Origin of the sequence: Alkalibacillus flavidus, from assembly GCF_040545925.1 — a bacterium.
Taxonomy (GTDB): domain Bacteria; phylum Bacillota; class Bacilli; order Bacillales; family Alkalibacillaceae; genus Alkalibacillus; species Alkalibacillus flavidus.
The window spans coordinates 49618-63452 of the sequence record NZ_JBEPMX010000007.1 but is presented as its reverse complement, the minus strand read 5'-3'; the positions used below and the strand labels follow the sequence as shown (position 1 = coordinate 63452).

14 protein-coding genes are annotated in these 13835 nt (G+C 41.9%); 9 read left to right on the top strand and 5 right to left on the bottom strand.

What is annotated here, in order from left to right; all coding sequences use genetic code 11:
* Positions 1–51: 51 nt before the first annotated feature.
* Positions 52–537 carry a GbsR/MarR family transcriptional regulator gene (locus tag ABID56_RS07910; protein WP_354220084.1) on the bottom strand — a complete coding sequence of 162 codons (486 nt, stop codon included), beginning with the start codon at positions 535–537 and terminating at the stop codon, positions 52–54.
* Positions 538–825: 288 nt separating this feature from the next.
* Here ABID56_RS07910 and ABID56_RS07905 point away from each other — a divergent pair, with 288 nt between their 5' ends.
* The 5 genes from ABID56_RS07905 to ABID56_RS07885 all read left to right on the top strand — a co-directional run bounded on the left by ABID56_RS07905 (position 826) and on the right by ABID56_RS07885 (position 4881).
* Positions 826–2022 (top strand): quaternary amine ABC transporter ATP-binding protein, encoded by a 1197-nt coding sequence (locus tag ABID56_RS07905; protein WP_354220083.1) that lies wholly within the window; start codon positions 826–828, stop codon positions 2020–2022.
* A complete protein-coding gene (locus tag ABID56_RS07900) occupies positions 2015–2851 on the top strand; it encodes an ABC transporter permease (RefSeq protein WP_354220082.1) in 837 nt (278 codons plus the stop codon). Before ABID56_RS07905 ends, ABID56_RS07900 begins: the two co-directional genes overlap by 8 nt.
* Positions 2852–2934: 83 nt before the next feature.
* Positions 2935–3930: a glycine betaine ABC transporter substrate-binding protein gene (locus tag ABID56_RS07895; RefSeq protein WP_354220081.1), complete on the top strand. Its 996-nt coding sequence runs from the start codon at positions 2935–2937 to the stop codon at positions 3928–3930.
* A 54-nt stretch (positions 3931–3984) separates the two neighbouring features.
* On the top strand, positions 3985–4416 hold the full coding sequence (locus tag ABID56_RS07890) for a glycine betaine ABC transporter substrate-binding protein (RefSeq protein ID WP_354220080.1): 432 nt from the start codon (positions 3985–3987) through the stop codon (positions 4414–4416).
* A 153-nt stretch (positions 4417–4569) separates the two neighbouring features.
* Positions 4570–4881: a glycine betaine ABC transporter substrate-binding protein gene (locus ABID56_RS07885; protein ID WP_354220166.1), complete on the top strand. Its 312-nt coding sequence runs from the start codon at positions 4570–4572 to the stop codon at positions 4879–4881.
* 95 nt (positions 4882–4976) lie between these two features.
* Here the strand turns inward: ABID56_RS07885 and ABID56_RS07880 are convergent, their stop codons facing one another.
* Together ABID56_RS07880 and ABID56_RS07875 are read right to left on the bottom strand one after the other, a co-directional pair.
* On the bottom strand, positions 4977–5351 hold the full coding sequence (locus tag ABID56_RS07880) for a YtxH domain-containing protein (protein ID WP_354220079.1): 375 nt from the start codon (positions 5349–5351) through the stop codon (positions 4977–4979).
* A 79-nt stretch (positions 5352–5430) separates the two neighbouring features.
* Positions 5431–5850, bottom strand: coding sequence for an HIT family protein (locus ABID56_RS07875; RefSeq protein ID WP_354220078.1), 420 nt, complete (start codon positions 5848–5850; stop codon positions 5431–5433).
* A gap of 136 nt (positions 5851–5986) precedes the next feature.
* On the opposite strand from ABID56_RS07875, the gene ABID56_RS07870 reads away from it, so the two are divergent.
* The 3 genes from ABID56_RS07870 to ABID56_RS07860 all read left to right on the top strand — a co-directional run bounded on the left by ABID56_RS07870 (position 5987) and on the right by ABID56_RS07860 (position 9127).
* Positions 5987–6724 (top strand): ABC transporter ATP-binding protein, encoded by a 738-nt coding sequence (locus tag ABID56_RS07870; RefSeq protein WP_354220077.1) that lies wholly within the window; start codon positions 5987–5989, stop codon positions 6722–6724.
* 1 nt (position 6725) lies between these two features.
* Positions 6726–7949 (top strand): ABC transporter permease, encoded by a 1224-nt coding sequence (locus ABID56_RS07865; RefSeq protein ID WP_354220076.1) that lies wholly within the window; start codon positions 6726–6728, stop codon positions 7947–7949.
* A 320-nt stretch (positions 7950–8269) separates the two neighbouring features.
* Positions 8270–9127 (top strand): YitT family protein, encoded by an 858-nt coding sequence (locus ABID56_RS07860; protein WP_354220075.1) that lies wholly within the window; start codon positions 8270–8272, stop codon positions 9125–9127.
* A gap of 568 nt (positions 9128–9695) precedes the next feature.
* Here the strand turns inward: ABID56_RS07860 and ABID56_RS07855 are convergent.
* Both ABID56_RS07855 and ABID56_RS07850 read right to left on the bottom strand, forming a co-directional pair.
* The gene (locus ABID56_RS07855) at positions 9696–10874 is read right to left on the bottom strand and encodes a M20 metallopeptidase family protein (RefSeq protein WP_354220074.1); all 1179 of its coding nucleotides are present in this window, start codon (positions 10872–10874) and stop codon (positions 9696–9698) included.
* Between the two features lie 126 nt (positions 10875–11000).
* A complete protein-coding gene (locus ABID56_RS07850) occupies positions 11001–11438 on the bottom strand; it encodes a ferritin-like domain-containing protein (protein ID WP_354220073.1) in 438 nt (145 codons plus the stop codon).
* A 173-nt stretch (positions 11439–11611) separates the two neighbouring features.
* Between ABID56_RS07850 and ABID56_RS07845 the strand changes: the two genes are divergently transcribed.
* Positions 11612–13765 carry a transglycosylase domain-containing protein gene (locus ABID56_RS07845; RefSeq protein WP_354220072.1) on the top strand — a complete coding sequence of 718 codons (2154 nt, stop codon included), beginning with the start codon at positions 11612–11614 and terminating at the stop codon, positions 13763–13765.
* Positions 13766–13835: the final 70 nt, after the last annotated feature.

Below are 13835 nucleotides of genomic sequence, written 5' to 3'. Positions count from 1 at the left end.
AACGAGTTGTAGGAATTTTTTAACACCTAACAACTCGTTGACTAGTGGGGTCTATTCTTTATGTAGATCGTTAAATACGTCTTCAAGCGTATTGTGAAATTTAATCGCTTCTTGTAATTTCTCATTCGTTTGATGGTTGTGTTTAGATGGCTCGTTTGCAAATTGCTTTTCGATTTGTTGAAGGTTAGATTTTTGACGTTCAATCGCTTCGAGCCAACGATTAACATAAGCCCGCATGAATTTATCGTACAAATCTTTTTCTGCTTGGTACAGATCTTTGCGAACACCTTTTTTCCAAACACGTTCGACGAGATTGTAATCTAAAAGCGTCCGCACAGCATTGTTCATCGCTGTTTTGCTTTTGCCAAGCGCATGCTTCATGTCATCCAATGTCATCGGATCTTCACTGAGATAGAGGGTGACGAACAGCTGGGACTCGGTTGTATTTAATGAAAACATTTCAAGTGTTTTAGAAAATTCGCTAATCATATTGTAATGAAATGTTTCAAGTGAGTCGTTCCATTCTGTTGTTTGCATAAAATAAGCCTCCTTAAGACTGCTAATTTACAATTTACATTACTTTTCTACAAAAACAAACTGATATATTAGGAAGAATATGCAAGAATTAAGAAGTAAATCGTAGTATTTTGTCTGATAAGTTTGTTCAGTTCAAACTTTACGGACTAAACAGACATATGTCGCTTCATGTGGAATTTGAGTTTTTATTGTCTAAGTAATATAGTTATAAGAGTGATTGTTACAAAGTGATTACAACTAAGTTATATGATTAAAGTACAGTGATTGAGGAGAAAGAGGTGTAAACCAGTGCCGATTAAAGTCGAAAATTTATCGAAGATTTTCGGTAAGAGAACAAAAGAGGCAACAAAATTGTTAGACGAAGGTTACTCCAAAGATGAAATCCTCGAAAAAACGGGTTGTACGGTTGGTGTTAACCGTGCATCGTTTGAGGTAGAAGAAGGAGAAGTCTTCGTAATCATGGGTCTTTCAGGTAGTGGTAAATCTACATTAGTACGTTTACTTAACCGTCTGATCGAACCAACTGAAGGTAGCGTAGAAATCGACGACCAAAACTTAGCAACGATGAGTAAAGAGCAATTACGCGAAATTCGTCGTACGAAAATGAGTATGGTTTTCCAACGATTTGCGTTATTCCCATTTAGAACAGTCCTTCAGAATGCAGAATTCGGACTTGAGATCCAAGGTATGGAACAAGAAGAGCGTTCTAAAAAAGCAAAAGAAGCACTTGAATTAGTTGGTCTAGGTGGTTATGTGAATCAGTTACCAAGCCAATTATCAGGTGGTATGCAACAGCGTGTCGGTCTGGCGCGTGCATTAGCAAACGACCCTGAAGTTTTATTAATGGACGAAGCGTTCTCAGCATTAGACCCGCTTATCCGTAAAGACATGCAGGACGAGCTATTAGACTTGCAAGAAACGATGCAAAAAACGATTATCTTCATTACACACGATTTAGATGAAGCGTTACGTATTGGTGACCGCATTGCATTAATGAAAGACGGTTCAATCGTACAGGTCGGTTCACCTGAAGAAATTCTTGTGAATCCAGCGAACGATTATGTTGAGAAGTTCGTTGAAGACGTTGACCGTTCGAAAGTGTTAACAGCTGAACATATTATGAAACGACCTGAAACAGTTGATATTGATAAACATGGTCCACGTGTTGCATTAGAAAGAATGCGTGAGCAAGGTTTATCATCCATCTTTGTAACAGATCGTTCGCGTAACCTTAAGGGTTATGTAACAGCAGATGATGCGCGTCAGGCACGTGAAGATGGCGTTGAAAAACTTAGTGAGATTCTTAAGACTGAGATTCCAACGGTTGACAAAGATACACAAGTTCAAGAAACCTTTAATATTATTCACGATTCGCCTGTACCAGTGGCCGTTACAGAAGACGGAAAACTACGCGGTATCATTGTTCGTGGTGCCGTAATCGCAGCACTAGCCGACGGAAATGAGGTGAACATAGACGATGCTTGATAATATACCACATATACCAGTTGCTAAAGGAATAGACTGGACGGTTAAAAAAATAACAGATTGGTTTTCATTTATTTTTGACCCTGTACAAGAAGGGTTTGGGTGGTTACTTGATACATCTGCTGAATATTTAGAGATGGTACCACCGATTATTATCATTATTCTTGTTGCACTTATTGCCTTTTTCTTAACAGGTAAGAAGTTTGGATTAGCTACTTTTTCTATAGTAGGTTTAATCTTTATTCACAACCAAGAATTATGGGCACAACTCATGTCGACATTCACACTCGTCTTCTATGCCAGTTTAATATCTGTCATAGTTGGTATTCCAGTGGGTATCCTAATGTCGAAGAGTAACCTTGCACAAAATATTATTACACCTGTGCTTGACTTCATGCAGACGATGCCAGCATTCGTTTACTTAATTCCAGCCGTTGCATTCTTCGGTATCGGAATGGTGCCAGGTGTGTTCGCGTCATTCGTGTTCGCAACACCACCAGTCGTTCGTTTTACGAACTTAGGTATCCGTCAAGTTTCGGATGAGCTTGTAGAAGCATCAGACGCATTTGGTACAACAGGTAGTCAAAAGTTATTTAAAGTTGAATTACCTATGGCTAAAACAACCATTATGGCTGGTGTCAACCAGACGGTAATGCTTTCATTATCCATGGTTGTTATTGCATCGATGATCGGTGCTCCAGGTTTAGGTCGTGACGTATTATCCGCGTTACAACGTGCTGAAGCAGGTGCAGGATTCGTAGCAGGTTTCGGTATCGTTATTTTAGCGATTATCATCGACCGCTTCACACAGAGCTTAAACAAAGGATAACTATTAATTCGGGAATCTCTTCTCTCCTTTAGGGAGAGGAGTTCCAATACATTTACAATAAAGTAAAGGGGAGTTGTTTAAACATGTTAGAAGGAACATGGAAACGTTTAGGACTTGTCGCTGTTTTAGCGCTAGTGCTTGTTATTGCAGCATGTGGCAGTGGCGACGATAGTTCTGAAGAAGCAGAAGGAAACGGTGAAGATACTGAGCAATCAGAGAATGGATCAGATTCAGAAGGCTCTGACTCTGAAGAAGGTTCAAGTGACTCAGAAGGTTCAAGTGATTCTGAAATCACACACGAAGGTGAAATTGAACTTGTTTACGTTGAGTGGGCAACAGAGATTGCATCTACAAACGTAATTGGTAAAGTATTAGAAGACTTAGGTTATGACGTAACACTTACTCCACTAGACAACGCTGTTATGTGGCAATCAGTTGCTTCAGGTAATGCAGATGGTATGGTAGCTGCTTGGTTACCGAATACACATGGTGACCTTTATGAGCAACATAAAGATTCACTTGTTGATCTTGGTGCTAACTATGAAGGTGCTAAAGTAGGTGCTGTTGTACCTCAATACATGGACGTTGACTCACTAGAAAACTTAGGTGAGTATGGTGAAGAACTAGATGAAACAATTACTGGTATCGAACCAGGTGCTGGTGTTGTACAAGCAACAGAAACTGCAGTTGAAACGTACGAAGGCTTAGACGGCTGGACAGTACAAACATCTTCTTCTGGTGCGATGGCAACATCACTACAAGAAGCGTATGAAAACGAAGAACCAATCGTCGTAACTGGTTGGTCTCCACACTGGAAATTCGCTGAAATGGACCTTAAATATTTAGAGGATCCAGAAAACGTATATGGTGATGCAGAAACAATCGATACAATGGTTCGTGAAGGCCTAGAAGAAGATCTACCAGGTGCTTACCAAGTACTTGACAACTTCCAATGGGGCGAAGAGAAATTCAACTCAGTTATGGCTGAAATTCAAGCAGGAGCTAGCCCTGAAGAAGCGGCGGCTAACTTCGTTGAAAACAACCAAGACTTAGTTGAAGAATGGACGACAATGGAGTAATCCATTAAACAAAAGGAGACTCTAACATACATGAACTTTTAAAAAGGTTTAGTATTGTTAGTAGCATCCCTGGTCCACACGCTTGCTGCGTGTGGATCAGATGATGGTGCTAGCGATAATAGCAATGGTTCTAGTGACGACGTTAATTATAGTGAAGAAGTGGAACATACCATTATTGGGATTGAACCTGGTGCAGGTATTACAGTAACAACAGAAAAAGCAATCGAAGAGTACGACAGCTTATCGGGTTGGAATTTAGAAGCGTCATCAACAGCTACGATGATTACAGAATTACAAGAAGCTATTGAGGCAGAAGAGCCAATTGTCGTAACAGGTTGGAATCCACACTGGATGTTCGCACAATTTCCTGATATGGAGTATTTAGAAGATCCAAAAGGTATTTACGGTGAAGCAGAAAACATCGTAACATTAGCGCGTCAAGGATTAGAAAGTGATCACCCAGAAGCGTTTAAATTAATTGATTAATTTAATTGGTCCGTTGAAGATATGGAACAAATTATGTACGATGCGAATCAAAATGATGAAGATATTCGTACAGTAGCAGAACAATGGGTAGAAGATAACCAAGACAAAGTCTCCGAATGAACTGATGGTGTCGGTGAAGGTGATGGATCATCAATTACATTATCATCAACACCATGGGATTCAGAGCGTGCGTCTTCAAGTGTTTTATCTATTGTGTTAGAACAACAAGAGTTTGACGTTGACGTTACACCAGTTGACCCATCGATCGTATTTGAATCGATTGCGAATGGAGATGCTGATGCGACAGCGGCTGCATGGTTACCATTTACTCACGCTGATTTCTATGAAAGCGTGAAAGACGATGTAGTTGACCTAGGGCCGAACTTAGAAGGTGCTAAAATTGGTTTAGTCGTTCCAAGTTATGTGGACCTTGAATCAATTGAAGAACTAGAACCAGCTGAATAATGCTAAAAACTCTCCCTGACGATAACGTTAGGGAGAGTTTTATGAGCAAAATAAAAGCGAATCAGTCAATTAGGCTGATTCGCTTTATAATATCTTTAAGATTGTTGGGTGTTTTGTTCTTTCATTTTGTCTTCTAATTCTTTGATGCCTTCTTCGATTTGACGAAGATGTTCTTGTAAATTTTCTTGGTGTGGTTCGACTGTTGACTTCCAGCTTTCGACGGATGTTTTGATATCTTGTGATAAATCTTTAAGTAATTCAGCGCCTTCTTTAGACGTTTGAGTAAGTTGTTCTTTTAAATCGATGCCATTTTCCTTCATTTCTTGTGTAATGTCACGTAAGCGTTCGCTCTGTTCTTTCATACGTAGGCGCATATCAGCACCAGAGGATGGTGTTGTCAGTAGTGAGATGGATGCTCCGACAACGCCTCCCGTTAACACTCCTAAAAGTAATGATTTACCGCTTGGCATTTAACATTCTCCTTTCGTCGTCTACTGCTATATTATTCTATATTCCCTGTTCTCTTGCTAGTTAATCGTTGGTTTTACGTTAAATGTGGCTCGAAATCGAATCTGCAATACGATTTAATTGTTCTGGTGTATAATCATCACCATGTGTTTCCCATTTTGCTTTGAATCCGTCTGACTCATCGTAGCGCGGGATTAAATGGAGATGAATATGAAACACGCTTTGATCAGCGAATGAGCCATTATTATTAAGCATGTTTAAGCCCTCTGGTTTGAATGCTGCTTTAATCCCACGTGCGATTGTTGGTACCGCCTTAAATAATTTAGCGGCGGTATCGTCGTCTAAATCATAGACGTTTTCACAATGGTTTTTCGGAATGACGAGAGTATGGCCTTCCGTGACTTGACTAATATCTAAAAAGGCATAGACGTCATCATCTTCGTAAACTTTAGCTGATGGAATGTCGCCATCGAGAATTTTACAAAAAATGCAATCTGACATGATCATCCTCCTCGAAATACTGTTTCTTATATTGTAACGTAAACATGTGTCGAATGTAAGAAGAAACCGTCTAAACTAGTGAATTGTCTAAAAGATTTGGTATGATAGGGGAAGAGTGAGAGAAAAGAGGGATGGTATGACTGATTTATTAAATATTAATAATGTCGTAGGAGGCTACACGCAACAAAATGTGTTGCATGGTATATCGTTTTCCGTTAAACAAGGTGAAGTCGTCGGATTAATCGGCTTAAACGGTGCCGGTAAAAGTACGACGATTAAACATATAATTGGTTTAATGAATCCGAAGCAAGGTGACATTATGATTAATGGAAAACAAATGAATGAGGATTTGGAATCGTACCGGCAAGAATTTGCTTATATACCAGAGATGCCGATGTTGTATGAAGAGTTGACGTTAGAAGAGCATTTGAGGCTTACAGCAATGGCTTACGGTTTAGATGAGGAGACGTATGAGGGCCGAACGGAGTGGTTATTGAACGAGTTTCATCTCGATAAGAAGCGCAAATGGTTTCCAGTTCATTTTTCGAAAGGGATGCGCCAAAAGGTCATGATCATGTGTGCGTTTTTAGTCGAGCCATCGCTTTATATCGTGGACGAGCCGTTTGTTGGATTGGACCCGCTTGCGATTCAATCGTACTTAGACACCATGGAAGACATGAAAGCGCAAGGGGCAGGGGTTCTTATGTCGACGCATATTTTAGCGACGGCGGAAAAATATTGCGATCGATTTGTTATTATTCACCACGGGAAAATTCGTGCGTATGGAACGCTTGAGGCGTTGCGTGAGGAATTCAATATGCCGGGTTCAAGTTTAGATGATATTTATGTTCAACTGACAAAGGACGATGCTTAATATGGATACCAATCAGTTATGGAAGGATCGATTTCAATATCATATTCGTATGGTGAGTCGCTATATGCGCCTTATCTTTAATGATCATTTAGCGTTTGCGTTTATCTTTTTCGTAGCGGCGTTTGCCTATTTTTATCAGGCGTGGCTTGAGACGGTTCCGGATACTTTTCCAGTCGAGTGGTTAATGGCTGTTATTGTCGGATCGTTATTAACGTATAGCCCTGTGCGGACGTTTTTCAAAGAAGCGGACACGGTCTTCTTATTACCAGTTGAAAACAAATTGCGTCCGTACATACGAAATGCGCTTGTTTATAGTTTTGTGATGCAAAGTTATTGGATTGCGATTGCGTTATTTGCGCTTACGCCGCTTTATTTGCAAATTTATGATGAGGTGAGTGCGCGGTATATGTTGGTCATGATCGCGTTTTCGCTAGTGCTTAAAGTGGGAAATTTAATCTCGACATGGTTTATGCAGAAAACGCGTGATATGCGTTCGCATTATTTGGATGGTATCGTCCGATTTGTCATTAACGGTTTTATGGTCTATTTCTTAGCGATTGGCGCACCACTGTATGCATGTGCGGGTGCGGTGTTGCTCATCGGTTTAAATGGGTTTAACTACGCTTATTTATTCAAACGTTACACGCTGCCATGGGATCGTTTAATTGATCAAGAAGACGCGAAGTTGCAGATGTTTTATCGAATTGCCAATATGTCGACAGACGTCCCCGATTTAAAGCGGAAACCGAAGAAACGGCATGGTTTAGTCAGACTTGTGACGGGTCGTATGCCGATTAGACGTGAACAGACGTTTAAGTATTTATATGCGATTACGTTTATCCGAAGCGGTGATTATTTTGGGATGTATTTGAGATTGGTCGCTTTGGCGTTGTTTTTCGTGTTCTGGGTGCCGGCGTTTTGGGGCAAAGTGTTGTTTGCAGTATTATTCCTGTTTATGTCCGGTTTTCAATTTATCGCGATTTATAATCACCACCGAACGGTCGAATGGTTGAAGTTATATCCCGTTGCTGCGGACGTGCGGCGTAAAGCGGTGCACCAGCTCATTTTAGTCATCATGGTCGTACAAGTTGTTGTGACGACGATTGCGTTTGTATGGGCGAGTGATTGGCTGAACGCGCTTATTTACTTAAGCATCACTGCAGCATTTACGGTTTTATTCGAAGCGTTTTACGTGCGTGGACGAATTCAAGCGTTTAAGGGGTGATCGATGAAAGAGCATGTCCCGAGGGGGGGATGTGCTTTTTATTTTTGAAATAAATCGCGCTAGTTTTGAGATAAGTGCATGTATTTTTGAAATAATTGGCGGTATTTATTAAATAACTTGCGCGACGTGCTTAATTTTTGAGATAAATCGGCCTATTTATGAGATAAATGCACGGAGTTATGAAATAATTAAGCGCAATTATTTCATAACTGAAAGGGTAGGACTTTTGTCCATTAATGCGTTGTCATGCTGATGTTCACAAAGCATGGAATGAGTGTTAAAATCATTTCGGTCAAGCTAGAGAAAGAAGGGTCATCATTATGGTCGGACAAAAAAGAAAATCAGAACTATCCATTTTAGAACAATTGTTATATATCGTTGTTGGTTCCGTGATCGTCGCTGTTGCTTACAACGGCTTTTTACTTCCTAATTACGTCGCAGCTGGTGGCGTGAGTGGTATTAGTACCATTTTAGAAGCATTATTTAGTCTTGAACCGGCGTATGTTATTTGGGGGATTAATGTTCCGCTTCTTTTTGTCGCGTATTATTTACTCGGCAAAGGGTCAGCATTCAGGTCATTAACGGGTTCATTAGCGCTTCCGTTTTTCGTATATTTGACGCGAGATATGGCACCATTTGTGGATGATCCTTTGCTCGCGGCACTGTTTGGCGGCTTAGGTGTCGGTGTTGGTTTAGGAATCGTCTTTTTGGGTGACGCATCAACAGGTGGCACAGCACTCGTCGCCCAATTAATTAATAAATTTTCTAGTCTATCGCTCGGTGCAAGTATTGCCGTCATCGATGGTATGATCGTCTTAACAGCGATTATCGTCTTTGATATCGAGCTCGGTTTGTATGCGCTAATGGGCGTGTATGTGACAAGTAAGGCGATCGACCTCGTTCAAACTGGGTTCAATAAAACGAAAACGACCCTCATTATTTCGAGTCATTACAATGATGTACAGCACGCGATCTATACAAGAGTCGATCGGGGCGTGACACGACTCGCAGCTGAAGGTGGTTTTACGGAAGAGAAACGCCCTGTGCTCATGTGTGTGGTGAACCAGTCGGAGATCGGGACGTTAAAACGCGCGGTGAAAGACGTCGACCCTGAAGCGTTTGTTATCGTGACTGATTCCGCTGAAGTGTTAGGGCGAGGCTTTTACGATCCATCATAACGATTAGAAATATAATCCTGGATTTATTTTTCATGAAAGCCTATGGTATGATAAAGTGTGAATTCATTTATCTTATTTAAGGGAGCGTTTGATCATATGCAAAAAATGCAGGATTAGCTGCCGTTCTGTCGTTTCTATACGCTGGGTTAGGGCAGATTTATAATGGCGAAATCGGAAAGGGCGTCGTATTTATCGTCGCGTATTTCATTTCGGCTTTGTCCATGTTCATTTTAATTGGTTTCATCACAACACCAATTATTTGGATTTGGGGTATGATTGATGCACACAAATCGGCAGAACGCATTAATCGCAAATACGAATCAGAACGACGTATATCATAAATTAAAACTTAATCCGGCCATCTCTCGTATGAGGGTTGGTCGGAATTTTTTATGTTGAGATTAATAGAGCGACTTTTCAGGAAAATTGATCGTGTTTGTTCAGTATTGAGCGACTCAGTACTGTTATAGTGCGTCTCGTCATATTTGTGAGCGACTGCTCTCCATAATAGAGCGACTTATATGACAAAAATTCGCCCAGCTTCACGTCAGGAAGCTGGGCGTTAAAATTAGGATTGATGATCTTCTTGATAACGTTTCACGCCGTGTACAAGTGCTTTCGCGGCCGTTGGTAGTGCGCGTTCATCGAGGTCAAATTTCGGATGATGGTGAGGATAGTCGTGGCCTTCGATTTGGCATCCTGTGAAGAAAAAGGCCCCCGGACGTTCTTCTAAATAATAAGCAAAATCTTCACCGCCCATAATCGGGTCAACAGCTCCTGCGCCAGTGACACCTGGAATATCAAGCGCATCATCAATATAGTACGATGCTTCACGCTCGTGGTTGATTACTGGTGGATAGCCTTTCACATAATCAAAATCGTAACTAGCCCCGAAGCTCGTCGCAATCCCGTTTATAATATTGTCCATTTCGTCGATAATCTCATCTTGCACGCCTTTGTCTAAAATACGCACTGTGCCTGTTAAAGACGTCGTGTCGGAAATAACGTTAAACGCATTACCTCCTTCGATTTTACCAATACTTAAAACAGCTGGCTGAAGCGGGTTGATGCGTCGGCTAACGACTTGTTGTAATTCGACAATGGCTTGGCCGGCCATCGCAACAGGGTCTTTCGTTTGGTGTGGCATCGCGCCGTGTCCACCTTTTCCTTGGAACGTAATCGTGAAACGGTCAGCTCCAGCCATGAATGGTCCGACAGCGGTTTCGATTTTATTTAACTCTGTGCTCGCCCATAAATGCGTACCGAAAACAGCATCGACACCTTCAAGTGCGCCGTCGTCGATCATTGGCTTGGCCCCGCCTGGTGCGAATTCTTCAGCTGGTTGGTGTAAAAAGACGAGTGTACCTGGCAATTCATCTTGAAAATCAAGCGCTGCTTCTGCAACAGCTAATAATGTTGCCGTATGGCCGTCATGACCACATGCGTGCATCACACCGTCGACGGTTGATTTGTACGGCACATCGTTTTCTTCTTGGATCGGTAACGCATCGAAATCAGCACGGAGAGCGACCGTTTTCCCCGTTTTTCCACCTTCTAGCGTCGCAACTAATCCGTAGCCGCCGATATTGTCTTTGTAAGGAATCCCCAATTGATCGTATCGGTTTTTAATAAACTGAGCGGTTTCCTTTTCTTCAAAGGACAGCTCAGGGTGTTGGTGCAAATAGCGTCTGTCATCGACCATTTGATCGTATAGTTGATCAAGCTTGTCATAAAACTGTTCCCACATGAATTAATGTCCCCTTCCTCTAAAAACGTTAACGATATTATAACAGATTTTTCGTGACGCGTAATAAGTTTTGTAATTAAAAAAGCAACTCCCTTTTAAAAGGAAGTTGCTTCGGTTCATAACTCGTTATTTTTTAAAACTCGGATCATCTAAAAGACGCTGAATGTCTTCTTTGTGTTTCGTTTCGTCTGCGATCATGTCTTCTAGTTTCACAGCTAGTTCTGTGTAACCTAGTTCGTCAGCTAATTTTTTGCGTTCTTCATAGCGATTGATCGTGTCTTTTTCAGCTGCTAAAGCATCTTCTAACATTGGTTTCACGTCTTCGTGTTGTTCCACTTCAGCCGGTGTTGTCGTTGGATTGCCACCTAAAATCTTAATTTTTTCAGATAAGTATAATGCGTGACCGGCTTCGTCTTGTACTTCCGCTTCGAAAAATGGTTTTAATACTTCACGGTATAAACCTGATACAACGGCTGCGTTGTACGTGTAACGAATCATCGCACCGTATTCTTCTGCTAAGTCTTTGTTTAATCCATCAATTAATTTTTGTACATTTTGTTCCATTATTCAGTCACCCTTCCTTTTTTAAGTATCTATTCTAACAATACCCCCCAGGCTTATTCATTAAACATGATAACGCCTACCGTAAAGCGTAAATCTTTTGTCGAATGGTGTAGACTATAATATAATAGTGAATGGTTTTACGGAAAGTATGAAAGATTGATTGAGGTGGCGTTATGGCTTTATGGCATAGATGGAACGACGCGTTAGGACGATGGCGATATCCCGTTTACGGCTTAATAATCCTTGTGGTGTTAAGCTTTATCGGTTATATGATGATTGTGCTAGGGGGGCGGTTTGTGGTCGATGACGATCATTTTGTGTTTGATGAATCGACGGTGTTAAAGACAGAAAATGGAGATGAGATCGTTAAACTATATGAAGAAAATCGGACGTATGTGCCAATCGATGCAGTCCCGGAGCATGTGACGGATGCGTTTTTGGCGATAGAAGATCATCGATTTTATGATCATAACGGTGTTGATTTTTGGGCAGTTGGTCGCGCGGTATATCGTGATATTTTGACGATGAGTAAAACAGAAGGTGCGAGTACGATCACGCAACAACTAGTCAAAAATGTCTCGCTTACGGACGACAAGACGTGGATGCGAAAAACGAAAGAAGTCATGGGCTCGATTTACTTAGAGAGACAGCGGTCGAAAGAGGAGATTTTGGAGTATTATTTAAACGAAATCTATTTCGGTGCTGGTATACACGGAATCGAAGAAGCGGCGCAAGCGTTTTATTCGAAGCCCGTGTCGCAGTTGACGCTGTCTGAAGGGGCGGTATTAGCGGCGATGCCGAAAGCGCCAAATTTTTATGATCCGACTGAGCATCCTGAGCGTGCGAAGGAACGTCGGGATCTCGTCTTAAACCAAATGCACGAGCATGGCTTGATTGAAGCGGATAAGATGCGACAGGCACAAGGCAAAACATTAGCGCTTAAGCCGAATGAGTCGACGTCGAGTCCGTGGTTGAGTAGTTATGTTGATTTGGTGTTAGATGAATTAGAACGTGATTATCATTTATCGCGTGAGGCGATTTATACGAATGGTTACGAGGTGACAGTCGGGTTAGACCCTGACATGCAGGAGACTGTGTATCAACGAATGCAGCGCGATGAATATTTTCAAGGGTCATCAGCAGGTGTTGAGGGGGCGACTGTGATGCTCGATCAAGCGAATGGCGTTGTGCGGGCGGCCGTTGGCGGTCGTGATCATGAACGTGGCGACCTTAACCGAGTCAAAGTCAAACGTCAGCCCGGGTCTACGATGAAACCACTCGTAGTCTACGGTCCTGCGCTTGAAGAGAGCTTGTATCACCCTTATTCGTTAATTCCTGATGAACAACGCGATTATGATGGGTACAGCCCGTCTAATGTTGATGGCCAATATGATGGCGAGGTCACGATATATGATGCGTTAGTTGAATCGAAAAATGCCCCAGCTGTCGCATTGTTTGATGAAATAGGAATCGATTACGGCTTGTCATATTTAGCTGATGTCGGGGTGACACTTGATGACCCTGGCTTAGCAGTCGCTTTAGGCGGATTAAAAGAAGGCTTATCACCACTTCATATGGCTGGGTTATATCGAAGTTTTGCCAATGGTGGTCGATATATGGAACCGTATGCGATTTTGGAAGTGACGGATCGTGATGGGGAGATATTAGAAGCACCAGCCCGCGAAACGACACAACTATTTTCACCACAAACGTCGTGGTATTTAACACGGATACTTCAAGCTGTCGTTGATGATGGCACAGCGAGTGGCGGTGAGTTCAATCAGGCGTTAGCGGGTAAAACAGGCTCGACGCAACATCCGCATGTCGAGGGTGGTGTGAAAGATGCGTGGTTTGTCGGGTTTAATCCAGATTATGCGGTGGCGAGTTGGATTGGTTATGATGACAGCAGTGAGGATCACTATTTAACGGAAGGTAGTGCCCTTGCGACAGCGCTCGTCGATGGCATTATGACAGATTTAGATCAATCGCATGATTTAACAACTTCTTTCGCCGTGCCTGAAGAGGTGAACGATTTAGAAGAACCCATTCGGTTACCTAACATACACGATTTAAGCGCGAATGTATCGCTCGGCTTTTTAAGTGGCATTGATGTTGAGTTAACATGGTCGGCTGCGGATGAACGAATTCGTTATGATATTTATCGTGACACGGGCGGAGAGGTTGAAAAGATCGGCTCTGTGACAGGTGAAACGTCTTATCAAGTCAATGATTCGCAAATGATTAATAACCCATCGTATTATGTCGTTCCCGTCAATCCACTGAATGGCCTAGAAGGTGAACCATCGAATCGTGATGAAGCGTTTTAAGTAAGAGTGAGGCAAATTCATGACAATTCAAGGCTCTCACTATACACGTGTGACAAATTCATTTATATTG